The sequence below is a fragment of the Pedobacter chinensis genome, assembly GCF_003339865.1.
In the GTDB taxonomy this organism is placed as follows: domain Bacteria; phylum Bacteroidota; class Bacteroidia; order Sphingobacteriales; family Sphingobacteriaceae; genus Pedobacter; species Pedobacter chinensis.
Genome location: NZ_QPKV01000010.1, coordinates 79,805 through 99,041 on the forward strand (window position 1 = coordinate 79,805; position 19,237 = coordinate 99,041).

General features: G+C 38.0%; 12 protein-coding genes. 4 read left to right on the forward strand and 8 right to left on the reverse strand.

What is annotated here, in order from left to right:
• Window positions 1-6: 6 nt before the first annotated feature.
• The 8 genes from DU508_RS19885 to DU508_RS19930 all read right to left on the reverse strand — a co-directional run bounded on the left by DU508_RS19885 (window position 7) and on the right by DU508_RS19930 (window position 15,222).
• Complete coding sequence (locus tag DU508_RS19885; protein ID WP_115404522.1) at window positions 7-1,758, reverse strand: ABC transporter ATP-binding protein; 1,752 nt, start codon at window positions 1,756-1,758, stop codon at window positions 7-9.
• Window positions 1,759-1,863: 105 nt separating this feature from the next.
• A complete protein-coding gene (locus tag DU508_RS19890) occupies window positions 1,864-5,016 on the reverse strand; it encodes a TonB-dependent receptor (protein WP_233509687.1) in 3,153 nt (1,050 codons plus the stop codon).
• A 783-nt stretch (window positions 5,017-5,799) separates the two neighbouring features.
• Window positions 5,800-6,483 carry a hypothetical protein gene (locus DU508_RS19900; protein ID WP_115404525.1) on the reverse strand — a complete coding sequence of 228 codons (684 nt, stop codon included), beginning with the start codon at window positions 6,481-6,483 and terminating at the stop codon, window positions 5,800-5,802.
• Between the two features lie 128 nt (window positions 6,484-6,611).
• Window positions 6,612-8,615, reverse strand: coding sequence for a hypothetical protein (locus tag DU508_RS19905; protein WP_158542219.1), 2,004 nt, complete (start codon window positions 8,613-8,615; stop codon window positions 6,612-6,614).
• Between the two features lie 972 nt (window positions 8,616-9,587).
• On the reverse strand, window positions 9,588-10,175 hold the full coding sequence (locus DU508_RS19915; protein ID WP_115404528.1) for a hypothetical protein: 588 nt from the start codon (window positions 10,173-10,175) through the stop codon (window positions 9,588-9,590).
• A gap of 9 nt (window positions 10,176-10,184) precedes the next feature.
• Complete coding sequence (locus DU508_RS19920; RefSeq protein WP_147273665.1) at window positions 10,185-10,607, reverse strand: hypothetical protein; 423 nt, start codon at window positions 10,605-10,607, stop codon at window positions 10,185-10,187.
• Between the two features lie 279 nt (window positions 10,608-10,886).
• Window positions 10,887-12,197 (reverse strand): amidohydrolase family protein, encoded by a 1,311-nt coding sequence (locus DU508_RS19925; RefSeq protein ID WP_115404602.1) that lies wholly within the window; start codon window positions 12,195-12,197, stop codon window positions 10,887-10,889.
• Window position 12,198: 1 nt separating this feature from the next.
• A complete protein-coding gene (locus tag DU508_RS19930; protein WP_115404530.1) occupies window positions 12,199-15,222 on the reverse strand; it encodes an amidohydrolase family protein in 3,024 nt (1,007 codons plus the stop codon).
• Between the two features lie 113 nt (window positions 15,223-15,335).
• On the opposite strand from DU508_RS19930, the gene DU508_RS19935 reads away from it, so the two are divergent.
• The 4 genes from DU508_RS19935 to trpC all read left to right on the forward strand — a co-directional run bounded on the left by DU508_RS19935 (window position 15,336) and on the right by trpC (window position 19,168).
• The gene (locus tag DU508_RS19935; RefSeq protein ID WP_115404603.1) at window positions 15,336-15,779 is read left to right on the forward strand and encodes a cytochrome B; all 444 of its coding nucleotides are present in this window, start codon (window positions 15,336-15,338) and stop codon (window positions 15,777-15,779) included.
• Between the two features lie 448 nt (window positions 15,780-16,227).
• On the forward strand, window positions 16,228-17,628 hold the full coding sequence (locus tag DU508_RS19940; RefSeq protein WP_115404604.1) for an anthranilate synthase component I family protein: 1,401 nt from the start codon (window positions 16,228-16,230) through the stop codon (window positions 17,626-17,628).
• 41 nt (window positions 17,629-17,669) lie between these two features.
• On the forward strand, window positions 17,670-18,257 hold the full coding sequence (locus DU508_RS19945) for an anthranilate synthase component II (protein WP_115404531.1): 588 nt from the start codon (window positions 17,670-17,672) through the stop codon (window positions 18,255-18,257).
• A gap of 83 nt (window positions 18,258-18,340) precedes the next feature.
• On the forward strand, window positions 18,341-19,168 hold the full coding sequence (gene trpC / locus DU508_RS19950) for an indole-3-glycerol phosphate synthase TrpC (protein WP_115404532.1): 828 nt from the start codon (window positions 18,341-18,343) through the stop codon (window positions 19,166-19,168).
• The last annotated feature ends 69 nt before the right edge of the window (window positions 19,169-19,237 follow it).

Genomic DNA, 19,237 nt, shown 5'->3' on the forward strand with positions numbered 1-19,237 from the left:
GTTTTCTTAAACTTCAACAATTGTTTCGCCAATTTGTTGGCGCCACATGGCCTGATACAAACCATTTTGTGCAATTAATTCTTCATGTTTACCGTGTTCAATGATATGGCCTTTTTCTAAAACGTAAATCACATCTGCATGTTTTATGGTTGATAAGCGATGGGCAATTAATATGGTAATGTGATCTGTTAAGTTAGAAACCGAACGAATGGTTTTGGTAATTTCTTCTTCGGTAATTGAATCCAAAGATGATGTCGCTTCATCAAAAACTAAAATATCTGGTTGACGAAGTAATGCTCTTGCAATTGACAAGCGTTGTTTTTCTCCACCAGAAACCTTAACACCCCCTTCTCCAATTAATGAATCTAAACCTTTATCTGCCCGTGCTAACAAAGTTTGACAAGCCGCTTGATTTAAGACTTTATAGCATTCTTCATCGGTTGCAGTTGGGTTTACAAAGAGCAGATTCTCTCTGATTGTTCCCGAAAAAAGTTGAGTATCCTGCGTAACGAAACCAATTTTTTCGCGTAAGGCATCCAAATCAATGTTGTTACTTGGCGTTCCATTATATAAAATCTCTCCCTCTTTTGGTTGATATAAACCAACCAGCAACTTAACTAAGGTTGTTTTTCCTGATCCTGAAGGACCAACAAAAGCAATGGTTTGTCCATTATGAGTTTTGAAGGATATGTTTTCTAAGGCATTTCTGTTAGCAGTTTGATGCTTAAAACCAACATTACTGAAAGCTAAATCTTTAATTTTTTGAATCGAAATCGGATTTTCCGGTTTTTTATCAATTGGCGTGTTCAAAATCTTTTTGAAGTTGCCTAAAGAAACCTCTGCCTCACGCCAGGTTAAAATTACATTGCCCAATTCCTGTAAAGGGCCAAAAAGGAAAAACGAGTAGAAAAGGAATGAAAAATACTGCCCGGCAGAAATGGTATTGTCAAAAATAAGCAGCAGCAAAACGAGTACCATGGTACTACGAACCAAATTTACGGTTGTACCCTGAACAAAGCTCATGCTCCGAACGTATTTCACTTTTTTAAGTTCCAGGCCAAGAATCTTGTAAGTTGTTTTGTTTAACCGGTCGATTTCCTGATCGGCCAGGCCTAAACTTTTTACCAACTCAATATTTCTTAAAGATTCAGTTGTAGAGCCTGCCAGCGCTGTAGTTTCTCCAACAATAGAACGTTGAATGGTTTTAATTTTACGGCTCAAAAACCAGCTCACAAAGCTAATGATTGGAATAGCAGAAAAGTAAACCAAAGTTACCTTGTAGCTTACCGAAACTGAATAAACGATAACGAAAATCATTCCGATCAGGCTTACAAAAAGAATACTGATAAATGCAGTGATGAACTTTTCAGAATCTAACCGTACTTTCTGTAAAATTCCTAAAGTTTCTCCACTACGCTGATCTTCGAAAACCTGGTAGGGCAATTTCAAAGAATGTTGCAATCCATCAGCGTACATTTTCGCTCCAACTTTTTGTACAATCACACTTGTAAAATAATCCTGAAAGTTTTTGGCAATTCTTGAAACCATTGCGGCGCCAATGGCTAAACCAATCAATCCCAGCGAGCCCCAAAGATATTGGCTATAGGTTAAAGTATCTTTTTTGTTGATGAAACGATCTAAAATTCTGCCAGTTATATATGGATCTAAAAGTGAAAAACCAATATTTACACCTGCAAGCAATAATGCCAGTGCCACAATCCATTTGTGGCTTTTCAGGTAATTTAATAATAATCCCATGAAAGTTTTGTTGTTTGTTCATGCAAACATAAAAAAAGGGAACGGATAAAAATCCATTCCCTCTTTTTATGACTTTTTGGAAAGATACAGCGTATCTTCTGATGACTAAAAACCGTATCTCAAACCAATTTGGAATTGATAAGGATTACCTGAAGGGTTAACAACCCCGGTGTTATTAACACGATATGAGTATGCTTTTGCAGCATTGTCAAATCCTGTAACCGCATATAAAGCTTGTGTTCCTAATGTTTCGTTTACGCCCCATTTCTTGTTTAACAAATTAGCGAAGTTGAAAATATCTCCTGAAATTTCGATATTATGGGTTTTGTAAAGTTTAAATTTCTTAGCTATCCTTAAATCGACAATGCCAAAGAAGCTGTTTATACCGCCATTACGTTCTGCAATTTGACCAGAATATTTGTTAATGTAATCTTTTAAACTCTGGCTGGCTTCCGAATTATCTAATAAAGCTTGTAATCCGGTGCGTACATTTGCTGGTACATTTGAATTATTCCTGTCAAAAATAAAAGCCAGATCATTTGTGGCAACAAAATCTCCATTGATATTTCCGCCTGCTAATAAACTGTAGCGTGTACCACCGATTCCTGAATAACGCACACCAATACTTACGCCATAAAAGGTTGGTAATGTACCATAAATAACCACTTTATTACGAAACTGACCATCTGAATAAGACATTTTGCTTAAATCTCTCGGATCATCTTTTACTGGTAAAGATAGTGTTGCTGTATTCGCCACGTTACCATTATATGAGGTATTATCTTTTGCATCATTGTAAGTATAACTTGCTGAAATCTCTCCATCTTTGAAATAATTCCAGGTAGCATCCAATACAACGGCAAACTGATTTACTTTACCTTTGCTGTTCATCTCCAATACACGCCCAAACTGATCAGTTAAACGGCCTAATTTCCAATCTGCAGATCCGTTACTAGCCGCTACAGTAGGTACAAACACTCCACGATTGTCTTCGTTGGCTAAAGTAAAAAATGGATTAGCAACCATGTTTCTGTCGATATACATGTAGTTGTTGCGACCTAGCGTAGCATAACCCGTAATGCCCACTTTAAATTTATCGGTAATTAATTTACTGTAGGATAAGTTGGCCTTATAAACCACAGGAACTTTAGCATCCTCGGCATAGGTGTTTATGGTTGGTACTTGTTGTGACGCAATTGAAGGGGCCATTACGCTGCCATTTCTATAGCCAATAAAATCGGGAATAGGCACGTTGGGAGCAACCACATCAACCGTTGCGAAATGTTTACCATCAAAAGTAAGGTTATTGATGGTCATGTAGTTGTTGATGTCAGATCCGAAAATACCTGCTCCAAAACGTACAAAATCAGTTCTGTTTTCATTGATGTCCCAATTGAATTGAATTCTTGGTTGAACCAAAAATTGTTTTAATTCATGGTCGGTCCTTACACCAATAGCATCAAATAGTTGTTGGTTTAGCGGCGATTTAGGATATGCACTATAATCAACTCGTAAACCTCCAACAAATTCTAAACCTTTTGCTAAGTTGGTTTGCATCTGACCATAAATTGCTGTATTCCAGATGCCGGCTTTTACCGTTGGATCGGCAACCAAAGGTACTTCACGATAATATTTATCTGCGATTAGATTACTAAAGTTTTGCAGAGAGCTAATTGTGCCTGTATTTCGAAACTCAAAACGACCATTTACTTCACTACCATAAAGTGATTTTGCATGGGTATACATTACATCTATCCCAAAAGTGTATTTTATCTTATCGGTATTGTAGTAAAAATTATCTACCAGTTGGAATACGTTATTGGTAAATCCTTCCTGCCCAAAACGGTGTCCGCCGATTTGGACGTTTGTTCCTATCCTGGTTCCTGTTGAAAGTGTAGAAGGCACATCGAAAACAATCGCTCTCGGAATGGGACCATTCAATTCACTGTTTTGTGTACTTGCCTGGTAAGTGTATAAATGTTGAACTTTTAATTCATTTGTCATTTTACTATTAATGGTTGAACGTAATGTTGCCAATAAACTGTTGTCAACATTTTTATCTGTACCATAACTTTCAAAAAAGTTAATTGCAGTATTGTCAGCTAAACCAAGTGGATTTCTATCGTTTGTGTAATTATCGCGAATGGTTAGTAAGTTTTTTTCATCAATTTGCCAATCTAAACGAGCAAATGCGGCATCCGATCCACGTTTTTTATCGAATGTGCCGTATTGGTCGGTATTAGCAACACCGTATTTTGTACGGGCTATATCTAAAAACTCTTGTAAGGTGCTGTTTGTAATTCTAAATCGTGCTTCATCTTCAGGGCCATTAACATCTGCAATAATTAACGGACGGGCATCTCTTTGATGATCCCATCCCACAAAATAGTGTAATTTATCTTTAATGATCGGCCCACCTAAAGTGAAGCCATATTGGTAAGTAGAGAAATCATTATCGCGTTTCACGCCTCTGATGTCGTAAGGAGACGATAACCAATCTGCCCGGCCGTATGTGAAGGCACTACCGCTTACTGTGTTTGTTCCTGATTTTGTTACCGCAGTTACCGTACCACCACCTGCTCTGCCTAACGTAACATCGTACTGGTTGGTTACCACTTTAAATTCACGAACGGCCTCGATGGAAATAGAATAGGGCGCACCGCTGCGGCTGGTTGTGCTTCCGGCAGAGGTTGGATTTTTAGCATTCATACCATCAATAGTATAGTTGGTGGATGAACCTAACTGACCCGAAATATTTCCGCCACGACTTAAAGGAGATAAATCCATTAAATTGGAGAAATTACGCCCGTTTACAGGTAATTGATTCATGGTTTTGGCTGAAATCTCGGTTGAAGCGCCAAAATTTTGAACCTTATTTCTTAGTCCTGATGCCACAACCTGTACCGCTTCTAAGTTTTGTGAAGCCTCTTGCATAGAAATATTAACCTTTACCACATCTCCAAGATTTAGCATGTAACCATTTCTATTTTGGTCGCCAAAACCAACATAAACCGCTTTAACGGTATAAGGCCCACCTAATGGAAGTTCTTTAAAAGTATATTCTCCCTGGGCATTGGTTGATGTTCTGGTGGTAAAACCAGTAGAATTGTTTCTAATTTGAATAGAAACGCCAGGAATGGGTTTCTTTTGGTCATCCGTTACGATACCGGAGATGGAGGCCTGGGTTGTTTGTGCAATTGCCAAATTGTTAGCAAAACACAATAACAGCATCACTGCAACTAGTAAATTTTTCATCATTTGTTTTCTTTTAATAGGCTATGAAGCTTGTATGAGCATTTGCACTTTAGGCAGTTGTTGATACAAGTTTCATTATGATTAGTCTCTGATTTTTAATGATGCAAAATTGTAATTGCAGTGTTAAGCTGATTTCTATTTTATATTATGAAATGGTTTATAAATAGTTCGATTTTATGGTTGATGTTAAAATAAAAAACGGCCGATAAATTAATATTGGAACTGAATTGGCAAAATTTTGTACATGAACAATATAGAGGTGAGCGGATAGAAAACAAAAAGCCCCACCGATATTAATCGATGGAGCTTTAAAAATACCCCTGACCACTTTACAAGCTCTATGTTCTCAAAGGTTCTGCCGTTAACTTTCAAATAATTGTCGAGCGCGATTTGTTGATCAACATGAAGCATCAAATAATCTTCTATGATCCCTGTAAAACCCAATTTGGTCACTATGTAATCATTAATATCTTAAATTGGCAGAGGGCGATTTGGTCCTCCCTTTTGTATCTTGTACTCGGTCCACACAATGGAAGAAACATCTGTGCTTGCGCCGCCACCTGAAACAGGGTCGTAATTGTATCCAGATAGGTCACATAAATTGGTGCGCCTGCACTGAGATAACCGCCTCCGGTTCCACACTCGGAGCCGCCCATACCACGGACCAACTGCTGATATCACTGCTTATCCGACCCCATTCCACTCAGCCCATCAATAATGGTGTTTCGGGTGGGCAAGCTCTTTTCAGGCATCCTTTCTTGCTAAATCGGAAGGGAAGGTATTAACCTATTCCTTAAAATATTCTTCGTTGGATTTTTCCATCGCTGCCCATCTAAGCCAATAATCTACACCTGTTCTGCCTGCTCCCTCCGGGTCGATACTTAAAAATTCAGGAATTATTTCGTAGCTTTTTCTTGTTTCGATCTCCTTAAAGAAATATGTGATGCATTCCAGTAATTTAAAGAAAGAGGAAAAGATAATTTCACTGATCCCTTCTGTATTACCATCATAATCATAAAATCTTATCGGGAATTCATTTCCCATCACTTCTACTCTCCCATCAAAAATTAAGAGTCCTGCATCATTGCCTTCCTGCCCAAATGGATAAAGTCCAAGTTTGATGAGATCTTTAGCAATATCATTATCTATAATATCTATAATTTCTTGAAGCGGTTCGTTTGGTGAAGAATGGGGCAACCTCAATAGGGTGCAATCGCCATCAAGAAAAAAGTGAGCTTTATGCCATTCTATAAAACTCTTGGGAAATATAATATTGAATTTTTGCTCAATGACTTTATAGTCATCGAGTTTTAAGGTGCCTATTAGAGGTTTCCACTCATACCAGCCCTCACTATCAACTGTTGAGGCCATTATTTCTGCTGGGGTATTTTCCGCCTTAAAGACGGTACGGAGATCTCGTCTAAAAAGCTGCCTGAAAAAATTCTCAATTATTTCTTTTCTATTTTCCATAATGGATGTTTCATGTTAAATTTTCCTGTATGTATTATAGAGGTTTGAAAAACCTAAATTATCAAAATCTTCTTTATAAGTTTTGTTTTTCAAATTTCGATGCAAATTGTGTGAGACTTATCTGATAATTACAACCAAAGCCGCATTACTTGTTTGGAGGTTTTATTAATCAGATCGAGTTCCTCAGTAAATTCATTCAATTTAATAACTCCCATGTATCGATTCTCATCGCTATCCCAAATATAATCAGCATAAACATTATAATGAACAATGGCCTTTGTAGGTACACCAGCGGCATTCTTAGATACCCGCTGATCCATAATTTCCCAATATTTGTTATTTTGGGGATCAGCATAAATTTTTCCCACTTCGTTTTGAGCCCCAAACCAGTTAATCCATGCATCTGGGTTGGATGTGTTAAGATCTATTATTGTGGTAAAAATTTGCATTATACTTATTAAAGAATTTAATGTTCCGCCTAAACGGGGTATTTTTCCATTTAATTTATAGTCATGCAAAATTTTAGACCATTTCTGATGTACCTTTTCAGGAATGGCGAAAGCCAGATGGCCTTGCTCATCGTGATGGTGGATTAATCTTCCCCCCATATAAGACTTATGAGTTGGATTGTATTTTATCCACTGTTCGTCAATTATTGGGGCTACTGGTCTAGTCTGTGTTAACCTTGATCGGTTTGTCCGGCTGAACATTTCAGGACGTTTAGAAGCTAGTTCTTTCCAAAAGTAATCTTTATTGCGGGGAGAGTTCTTTATGGTAAAACCATTCTTTGCTGAAGCAGGACGCATATCTACTGGCGTACCATTTTTGTAATACATTTCGGGGATGGGATCTGAATCGATTAAGCCTTGCTGCGATAATAGTAATCCCGTTGATCCAAATTCATCCTCTTTATCATACCAATCTTGTTCGTAAACAATATCAAAACCATTTAAAAGAAAAATAGGAGAATTTTCATTGTAAACCCCATTTAATAAATCTCGAAAAGCCTGATTGAATAAATTCGGATTCTCCGTTAAATACCTCGCGGCCCACTTTACAAACTCTATGTTCTCAAAGGTTTCGCCATTAACTTTCAAATAATTGTCGAGCGCGATTTGTTGGTCAACATGCAACATCAAATAATCTGCTATAGCCCCCGTGAAACCCAATTTGGTCACTATGTAATCATCAACATCTAAAATTGGTAGAGGGCGATTTGGTCCTCCCTTTTGTATCTTGTACTCTGTCCATACAATGGAAGAAACATCTGTGCTTGCGCCACCACCTGAAACAGGGTTGTAATTGCCATCCAGATAGGTCACATAAATTGGGGCGCCCGCGCTGAGATAGCCGCCTCCGGTTCCACCGCCTCCACCACTGGAGTTGCCCATGCCATCGAACCAACTGCTGATATCACTGCTTATCCGATCCCAGTCTACCCTCAGCCCATCAATGATCGTGTCTCGGGTGGGCAAGCCTAAAAAATTAGCGATCGCCCCCAAAACCCTGCCCAGAAAAGACCAAAAGCCCCCATTGCCGTTAGAGGAGGCAGCGGCCAGTTTATTGTTTTTTATCACGGAATTTACGGAGCCCCCGATTGCATCGCTCTTTGGCACGATCAGCTTGTTTTCAATTTCTTTGTTGTTCGCTATTTCAATGATGTGCAGGGTGTCTCCTTTAACGTTCCACTCGATCAGTTGGCCTGTCCAAACCCCGTCCTCCCCATTGCCATGGCCAACATTTTTGGGGATGAAGTTCAACAGGTGGCCAGCCAGTTGCCCCTTGGCGTTTTGTATGAAAAACAGCTCTGGCGGATGTTTGGGGTCATAACCTGAATTGACAAGAGCGCTTTCTTTGCCCGATTTGTCAATGTTCAGTATCGGCACCCGAACAATTTTCTTCCCCTGATGGGTTGATTGCCTTGCCTTTGCCCAGTTGGGGGCCAAAACCTGCGACAACGGGTTTTCCTTGAACCAATTGCCGATGAGATCCTCATCGATGAGCTGGTTTTGCAAGCTGAGATTTTCAGCGGGGTATTGATCGTTCTTCTTACAGCCTTGCACCAGGAACAGGCACAATAAAATCAGGCAGGCAACGGTCTTGCCTTTGTTGAGCATTAATTTATTCATCATTTTAATAATTAGGTTTCCTATTATTTTTAGGGATGATGATACCCACAAGATGAACATTTTAAAATGTAAAACCAAATTATTTAAACGAAATAGTGATAAGTAAGTAGTTTATAAACTACAAGGCTAATCTGATAATTTTGCTTGGATCTCTTTATCTACTCTCTCATTCGTAGAACACCTATCAACATAAATGAATATCCTGAAAAGAAAAAAGCTGAATTCAATTCAGGTTGACAAATTCTGCTTACTCCTTCTCAGCAGTATATTTATCGCTAAATTTTTTATCCAATTGTTTATGTAAGTTATCCAGATTGATATCTCTTTCCTAAATAAAGACCTGTTCCACTAATTGCTTGAAAAATATTTTTTAACATTTAAAATATTTATAGAATATCTGGAGCAATAAACTAACAAATACTCCTATTCAGCAGTATTAGATACATAATTGTATGGTAATTGCTCGGAAAGCCTTCTATTACCCATATAACCAATTATGTATAATACATTTTGAGTGCTAAACCCTGCTGGATCAATGGTCATACCTTCATTGTTCGTTAAAAATATAAGTGTTTTAAATTCGGTAAATGACATTTGTTTATTCGGCATTGTATTTTTTCTAATCAGATTATCAACCTGCGAATTATTTTTCTTATAAACCGACATTAATGTATCCTGAATTGAGTAGTATTTTTTTCTTAAGACTAATCATATTTTACAAATTCTTTGTAATCTACTCTAACGGTATCCCATTTTAAAACATCTTGTTCCTGCATTACTTTTCAAGTGTCCCCAATGGATCAATAAATCTCTTTTGAAAAACTCAGACCTTAGATCAAAATATGACACAGCTTAAGCAATCATTAAACTTGCCATTGTATCATTCTTATTTGAGGTTTAAGTGGCCGCTGAAACAGCGAACACTTAAACCAGAAAGGTAGTATTTTCACCTAAACCCTTATTGTAAAACAAAGCCTAATCATAAGTATAGCTCTTTTCTTCTATGTAAGAAAATAAGATTAACATCATATTTTCTGCTATATATCCTGTTATCCCACTCATCATAAAAAAAGTATTGTAATTATCTATATCATTAAAAAAACTGGTAGTAGAATAATCTGTTTTAATGGGTTCATCATTAACAACTTTACGTAAAAACTCCTTATATCTAATGCCGTCTTCTGTCTCAAATGCCTTATTCAATTGTATCAATTGGGTTTCTGTTAAGCTATCGGCATATATGGCAAGTAAATGTTCTGCAAATTCTTGCTTACTCAAAGAATTAATTATATCAATGGGTACGCCAACAACTTTGCTTTTGGTAGAATCTGCTCGCATATTTGGTATTTTATAGTAACCTGCCTTTGTTTTTGTTTGGAGGCTATCAAACGCCAGTTTAAACAATCTCAAGGTTCGTCCAGCTAAAAGGTCAACAGATGTATTTTCGCCGATCTTCATTAGCTGTCCTTTCTTGCTCTTTGGAATAGAATCAAGTGGACTTATGTATTGTGCTTTAGAAATTACGCCAAACAGCAAGAGTACAAGGAACAATAGGTATTTCATATGTTATTTCTATCCTAAATCCAGATTAAAATACTCACCTATATTGCAGGAATTACTATCCCAATCTTCCCCATTTATGATATCTGGGGCTATAGCATCATAATTAAATTTAATTTGCTTAATGCAGATATGTGCTCCACCCAATGAAATCATTTTTTGATATGCCTTGTTCCATTGTGGCTGTTTATTACCCAATATTTCTGTAAGTGTGATGTTTTGCTGGGCAGATGTAGATATCAGCTTTTCCAACCTGTCATCCTTTTTCAGATTTGCGTCAAAATACTGTTTCGCCTCTGCAATGGAGAGCGAGCTTTGCAAAATGCTGGAGTTTGGCTGCAGAATATCTTTCTTGCAGGCTTGTGCCATACAAAGGCACAATAAAATCAGGCAGGCAACGATCCTATCCTTGTTGAGCACTAATTTATTCATCATTTTAATAATTAGGTTTCCTATTATTTTTAGGGATGATGATACCCACAAGATGAACATTTTAATATATAAAACCAAATCCTTTAAACAAAATACTGATAAGTAAGTAGTTTATAAACTACAAGACTAATCTGATAATTTTGCTTGAATCTCTTTATTTACTCTCTCATTCATAGAACACCTATCAACCTAAATGACTATCATGGAAAAACAAAAAGCCCCACCGATATTAATCAATGGGGCTTTAACAACCTGAATCCAATTCAGGTTAATGAATTCTGCTTACTCCTTCTCAGCAGTATATTTGTCGCTGAATTTTTTATCCAATTGTTTATGTAGGTTATCCAGATTGATGTCTCTTCCCTGAATAAAAGCCTGCTCCACTTTATTGGTTCTCATATCTAAAGCATCGCCGGCAGAGATAAAGAAAGTAGCATCTTTACCCACTTCTATACTTCCGGTGGTTTGATCAACGCCCATTACTTTTGCTGCATTAAGTGTAATGGTTGATAAAGCTTTCTCTTTATCCAATCCCCAGGCAGTGGCAGTGCCCGCCATAAATGGCAGGTTGCGTTGTTGCCAGTAACCATCAATGCTTAAAACCACATTCAACCCCGCATTAGCCAAAATTGCGGCATTTTTGTACGGCATATTTACGTCATCATCATTATTACTTGGCAAGGCATGAGGTTGTTTTACAACTAAACTGATATTGTTTTCTTTTAGAAAATCGATAACTAAATAAGCCTCATCAGCACCAGTGATTACAGGAGTGATTCCGAATTTTTTAGCGAATTTCACAGCAGCGACAATATCTTTCTGACTATCTGCTGCTATAAATAATTTCTCATCGCCAGTAAAAACCCTTTTCATGGCTTCAAAACGCGTATTAATTACTTCAGGTTTACCCATTTCTGAGTAAGCTTTAGCTTCTGCAAAGAAAGAGTTCAATTGGTTAATGGCAGTTTGTGTTCTTTCGGCTAAAGCCTCTGGAGAAGTCTGAAACCTTCCGAAACCACCAAAACCACCTCTGAAACGTGGTGTAACGGGCCAGGTCATGTGCATGGCATCATCCTTTTTTAGGACAGCATCTTCCCAGTTCCAGGCATCGAGCTGAACAACAGATGAACTTCCGGATACAGTTCCGCCTTGCGGAGTAGGCTGTGCCATCAAAACCCCATTACTGCGCAATGTTGCAGGAACTTTAGAATCTGTATTATAAGCTACAATGGAACGAATGTGTGCGTTAAAATCGCCTATTTCCTGAAAATCCAATGTTGCTTTTACGGCTTCAATTTCTGTTAAACCTAAATTGGTTGTAGCCGCAATAAAACCCGGATAAATATGTTTCCCGGTAGCCACAATTCGGGTTACATCATCTTGCGGCACCTGGCCGTTAGCTGTTACTGAAATGATTTTACCGTTTCCAAAAAGAATTGTTCCATTTTCGATAACCGTTCCATTGCCTACGTGAACTGTTGCACCTGTAATGGCAATGGTTTTGCTTTGTTTTTTAGCTGGCGAAATGTTTGCTTGTGCAAAACACATCAGGCTTGTTGCCGAAAAAGCCAGACTTAATAAATATGTTTTCATGTTAGTGTGCATGTTCATTTTCGGTTAATTCTGCTGAATAGTTTTCTAAAGTTTCGCAATTGTATAAACGTGGCGCTTCTCCTACCGGACGTTGCACTCTTCCACCTTTATTTTTGCTATCTAACATTTTTTGAACCAAACGAGCTTTTTCTGTTTGTTGGTTTTTGATTACCTGTGCATCTTTTTCAATGTCCCAATAGGCAATTCCATCTACAAAGGTTTTTTCTGCTTTAGCATAAATGGAAAGTGGATTAGCTGTCCAGATAACCACATCGGCATCTTTTCCGGCTTTTAAGCTTCCAACTTTATCATCAATGTGCAGCATCCTGGCCGGATTTAAAGTCACGAATTTTAAAGCTTCCTCTTCCGGAACGTTGCCATATAAAACTGACTTGCCAGCCTCTTGATTTAAGTGACGAGCCATTTCTGCATCATCAGAATTAAAAGCGGTTGTTACACCAACATTATGCATGATTTTTCCATTGTATGGAATCGCTTCTGCAACCTCATTCTTATAAGCCCACCAATCTGAGAAAGTTGAGCCGGCAATGCCATGTGCTTTCATTTTATCAGCCACTTTATAACCTTCTAAAATATGCGTAAATGTGTTGATTTTAAATCCTAAGCTATCGGCAACATGAATTAACATATTGATTTCGCTTTGTACATAAGAGTGGCAGGTAATGAAACGTTTATTGTTCAGGATTTCTACAATTGCATCTAATTCCAGATCTCTGCGAACGTTGTTGCCTTTAACCGAGATTGCTTTAGCATATTCTTTTGCACGCGTAAACTCATCAACAAAAGTTTGTTCAACACCCATACGCGTAACCGGGAAACGGGCACCTGTACCAAAGTTACTTTGCTTAACATTTTCACCCAATGCGAATTTGATGAATCCATCCGCGCCGGCAAATTTTAGTTCCTCCGGTGCCTTACCCCAACGCAATTTAATTAATTGAGATTGACCGCCAACCGGATTTGCCGAGCCGTGCAATATGTGTGATGTGGTTACTCCGCCAGCCAATTGACGATAAATATTCACATCTTCAGAATTGATGATATCGGCGATGCGAACTTCAGCAGAAACGGATTGAGCGCCTTCATTAATACCACCGCTACCGGCAATATGGGAGTGTTCATCAATAATGCCTGCGGTAACATGCTTACCCGTTGCATCAATTACTTTTGCGCCACTTGCCGAAAGGTTTTTACCTACGGCTTTGATTTTTCCGTTTTCTAAAAGAACATCAGCATTTTGTAGAATTCCATCTTTTTCGTTGGTCCACACCGTACCATTTTTAATGAGTACTGTTTCTTGTTTTGGCAGTTCAGTTGCACCAAAAGCCGTAAAAGGATAAATAACCGGCCCAACAGCTAATGATGGTTTGGGTTCATCTTTCTTAGGCATTTCTTTAGCCGCTTCTTTGTAAGTTGCAGTAAATCTACCCGTCGAGCCATCTGCCAATGCAGATTCACCCTTAATCGTAATTGGATTGGTTGAAGTGATATAGCCACTTAAACGAACATCGCCTGCAGGGTTTTTCTTTACATTAAAATTAATGCTAACCCAATCTCCATTTCTGGTAAAAGTTGCTGTGGTTTTAACGCTGTCAGGGCCGGTTCTTTCAATTGCAGCGGTTGATCCGCCACCAGTACCGGTAATTTTTAAAGTTAGCGATCCTGCACCATCAATATTCAGGTTATAAGTTCCGCGAATATCGCTTACATCCATTTTATTTACGATGAAACGTTTACCCTGAACCCAGTTTTCGAAAATGATATTTCCGTTTTTGAATAAGTTATCGGATGAAATTAAGAAATTGGCAACTTTGCCTTTTTCAAGTGAACCAACTTTGTCGCTAATGCCCAAAAGTGATGCGGGTATTTCGGTTACAGATTGTAGTGCCTGCTTTTCGGTTAAACCGTTTTCAATTGCAGTACGAATATTTGTCCAAAAATCGCGGCTGTTCTCTAAACCAAAGGCAGTTAAGGCAAATTTAATTCCTGCTTTTTCTAAAACTGCAGGATTGGTTGGTGCTAATTCCCAGCCCTTCATTTGCGATAAACTTACATTTCTGGCTTCGGCCGGATCTTCAACATCATAAGCTTTAGGAAAAGAAAGCGGAATGATCAAACTGGCTCCGGTTGCTTTTACTTCATTAATGCGCTGATATTCATCGCCTGTTGATTTGATAATGTAATTTTTGCCAAATTCTTTCCCGATTTTATCGGCACGAAGAATATTTGCCCAACCATCAACCTCAAAAATCTGAGGCATGGTTTGTTGTTTTCCAAATTCATCCAATGAGATATTATACTCATCTTTTTGTTTGTTGTACCATTGTGAATCGTAGTAGGTTTGACGCAACAAGGCTATTGACCCCATTAAAGAAGTTGGATAATCGTTTGATGATGTTCCTTTGTTGAAAGAATAATTGGATGCTGTTTGGTCTTTTAAGATCACATTGTTATCGGCACCATCATTTAAGGTTACGGCTGCAGAAACACCACGGGCAATACCATCACGATTGATTACGTTCACACTCCCGAAACCAACTTTGCGAAGTTCATCAGCTTTTTTACTGTCGGTTGAAAAAATATTTTTCACGTAAGTTTCGGGTCTGATGGCCTCATTCCATCCGTAGGCTCCCTTTTTAGTAGAAACAAAAATAGATTGACGTTGGCCGCCAGGCATGCGAGGTTGGGCAGAGGGAGCTTCTGGTAGTCCATATCCTGTAAAAGCATCAACTAAAGATGGGTAAATAAATTTTCCTTTAAGATCGATAATCACATATCCTTTCGGTACTGATAAGCCTGCACCAACCGCCTGGATGGTTTGACCTTTAATTAACAGTGTAGCATTGGTTAAGGTTTGGTTGGCATTAACTACAATAGTTGCATTCGTAAATGCGAACATCCCTGGCCGGGTATCGAAAGAACCATTCACAGGAAACGTGGTTTGCTGTGCAAACAACATCGTAGTAGAAAATACCAGCGCAATGGCGAGTAAAATTTTCTTCATAATAAGTATAGGGGTTTATTTTGTTTAAAACTAATATAAATTAGCGTTGATTATGCTGAATATCCTATTTTTTACAATTAATGTCTATTTTTGATGAAACATATTTTATAAAAATGTACAGTATCTTAAAATCTGCGCACTCCGGATGGCGCTACATCGTATTAATTTTATTAGTTGTTGCTGTGATTAATGCTTTATCGGGCTGGTTTGGCAAAAAAACTTATACAGAAGGTAATCGCAAATTGAATGTATTTACCTTGATCAGTGCGCACATTCAGTTTTTAATTGGCCTGGTGCTTTTCTTTTTAAGTCCGCTAACTAAATTACCAATGAGTGAAGCCATTGGCAGGTATTTTAAAGTTGAGCATACCTCCATGATGTTAATTGCAATTATCTTGATTACTGTAGGTAATGCAAGATCAAAAAAAGTTGCTGATGCCGTTGCAAAACACCGTACCATTGCTATTTTCTTTGGTTTGGCGTTGGTTATTATCATTGCTTCTATTTTGATGATGACGAAAAGTGTGCCAGGAAGAACGTTTTTTGGAGTATCGTAATTGTTTAACCGCAAAGTTAAAGCGCAAAGAAAGCAAAGTTAAGGTGTAATAAATAACCACGGGAGGCGCCAAGTTTTTATGGTTTTCTTGGTGTGCTTTGTGAAAATCTCAGTGTGCTCTGTGGTAGAAAAATAAAAGCTCACTTCTTCTATTTGCGTTTTTCTCAGCGACCTTTGTGGTTAATCTTATTTAATTAACTTATTTTCATAAAAATTTCCGTTTTTCAAAATTCTTTATATTTTTGTCGCTCATGATCAACAATATACATACATGGCTTTGGCAAGGTAATTCAAAACAGAATTGCGCCGGCTGCGTATGAGGAAAATATTTTTATCAACCTAAACCTTAAAGAACCATTAAAGCCCGGCGTAGAACCACACGCCGGGCTTTAATTTTTTTAATAAATTCTGTCATTGCGAGGTACGAAGCAATGACGATAAAAGATAATATGATGTTTAAGATTAATACCACATATAAAAAATTACTCGCCGATACCACAACGCCTGTAAGCATCTATTTACGCTTACGCGACATATACCCAAACAGCATTCTGTTGGAAAGTTCCGATTACCACAGCAGAGAGAATTCAATGAGTTTCGTTTGTGCTGATCCTGTTGCAGGAATCATACTAAAAGGAACCCGGTTGGAAACTTACTTTCCTGATGGAACAGTGGAAATAACCGAAAGTAAAAACCTGATTGACGAAATAGCCGATTTCAAGGATAAGTTTAAAGAAACAGAATTGCCTGAAATTAAATTTATCTCCAGTGGCTTGTTTGGCTACTTCACATGGAATGCCGTTCAGCATTTTGAAGACATCAAATTCGTTTCTGAAACACCCGAAGGAGAAGAAATTCCTGAGATGCAGTATCATTTGTATCGCTATATTATTGCAATAGACCACTTCAAAAACGAGATTACCTTGTTTAAAAATACTTTCGAGGGAGAGGAAGAAGGCGGACTAGATAAAATGGAATACCTGATTCAGAATAAAAACTATCCGGAATATAAATTTCAACTTCGCGGTGAGGAAACATCAAACCTAACCGATCAGGGTTTTATGGATTTAGTAGAGAAGCTCCAAAAGCACATTTATCGTGGCGATGTTTTTCAGATCGTTCCTTCACGTGCTTTTAAACAAGCTTTTTCTGGCGATGAATTTAATGTTTACCGTTGCCTGAGATCAATCAATCCATCGCCATATCTGTTCTATTTTGATTATGGTAACTTTAAGCTTTTTGGTTCATCACCAGAGGCACAAATTACCATTAAAAACAACACGGCAAATATTTTTCCTATTGCTGGTACATTCAAACGCAGTGGAAATGATATAGAGGATGCAGAACAAGCCCGTAAGTTAGAGCAAGATCCAAAGGAAAGTGCTGAACATGTGATGCTGGTGGATTTGGCCCGAAACGATTTAAGCAGGCATTGCAACCGGGTTGAAGTGAAATCATTTAAAGAAGTTCAGTATTACTCACACTTAATTCATTTAGTTAGCAAAGTAAGCGGACATTTACAGGAAGATGTAAGTGCATTCAAAGTGGTTGCAGATACTTATCCGGCCGGAACATTAAGCGGTGCGCCAAAATATAAAGCCATGCAGTTAATTGATGAGAATGAAAAACTGGGTAGAAATTTCTATGCAGGTGCCATTGGTTTTATGGGGTTTAACGAAGATTTTAATCATGCCATCATGATCAGAACTTTTATGAGCAAAAATAATGAATTGCATTATCGTGCCGGTGCGGGGATTGTAGCAGATTCTGTTCCTGAAACTGAAATGCAGGAAGTGAATAACAAAATTGCAGCCTTACGTAAGGCTTTGCAAATGGCAGAAGAAATCTAGCTTGGAGCTAAGAGTTTTGAGTTTAAAAAGAAGAAATTACAATGGAAAATAAGGATAAAAAGACAGTTTTGGTTATCGATAATTACGATAGCTTCACTTATAATCTGGTTCATTTGATTAATGAGGTTGGTTATGAAGCTGTAGTTTGGAGAAATGATAAGTTTGATTTGGCCGATGTAGCCCAATATGACAAAATTTTGCTTTCTCCGGGGCCTGGCATTCCTGAAGAAGCAGGATTATTACTTGATGTGATTAAAACTTACGCACCAACAAAAAGCATTTTTGGCGTATGCTTAGGTCAGCAGGCCATTGCCGAAGCCTTCGGTGGAACTTTGCTGAACTTAGGAAGGCCAATGCATGGAATTGCTACACCAGTTACCGTTGTAGATGGCGATGAACCTTTATTTTGGGAATGCCCGCAAACGATAAATGTTGGCAGGTACCACAGTTGGGTGGTTAGCAAAGATAATTTTCCATCATGCCTGAAAATTACGGCCAGAGATCATACCAGTGAAATCATGGCTTTAAGGCATGAAACCTTGGATGTTAGAGGGGTACAGTTTCATCCGGAGAGTGTGCTGACTGAACACGGCAAACAGATGATGGAGAACTGGTTGACAACCCCCTAGCCCCCTAAAGGGGGAATTGAAAGGCAAGTTGAAAAATAGCGACAACAAGAATCAAAATTAAGAAGGTTATTATAAAAAGAAATATGAACGATAGAAATTCAAAATCCCCTTTGGGGGATTTAGGGGTTGGATCTATTTTAGATAAAATCGTATTACGAAAAAAAGAAGAAGTTGCTCATGCAAAGCGATTGATCTCTATCCAGGATTTAGAAAAATCTGATTATTTTAAGCGAACGCCTTATTCTTTTAAAGAATTTCTATTGGCTGAAAACCGGACGGGGATCATAGCCGAATTTAAACGTCGCTCGCCATCCAAAGGTCTGATCAATGGCGTTGCTGATGTGGCAAATGTAACAAAAGCCTATAATAATGCAGGTGCTTCTGCACTTTCAGTGCTAACAGATGTTGATTTTTTTGGTGGTAAAACAGATGATTTACTGGCAGCGAGAGCTGCAAATGAAATTCCAATCTTAAGAAAAGATTTCATGATTGATGAATACCAGATTTTAGAAGCAAAGGCCTGGGGAGCAGATATCATTTTATTAATTGCGGCTATTCTTACTCCAAAACAAATTAACGATTTCGGTAAGTTTGCGCATGATTTAGGTTTGAATGTTTTACTGGAAGTTCATAACCTGGAAGAATTAGAAAGAAGCATTTGCCCGAATCTGGATGCCATTGGTGTTAACAATAGAAATTTAGCCGATTTTACAGTTAATATTCAAACTTCATTTGATTTAGTGAATAGAATTCCTGATGAATTTTTGAAAATTTCTGAAAGTGCAATCAGCAATCCTCAAACCATAAAAGATTTACGCACCGCGGGTTTTAACGGTTTCTTAATCGGAGAGAATTTTATGAAAACGGATGATCCTGGTGCTTCAATAAAGGAATTTGTAACGCAGATATAAAAATTAAAAATCCATACTGTAGATTGTTTGGTTTTTCACCAAATCAAACAATCACAACAAGCTGTTGTT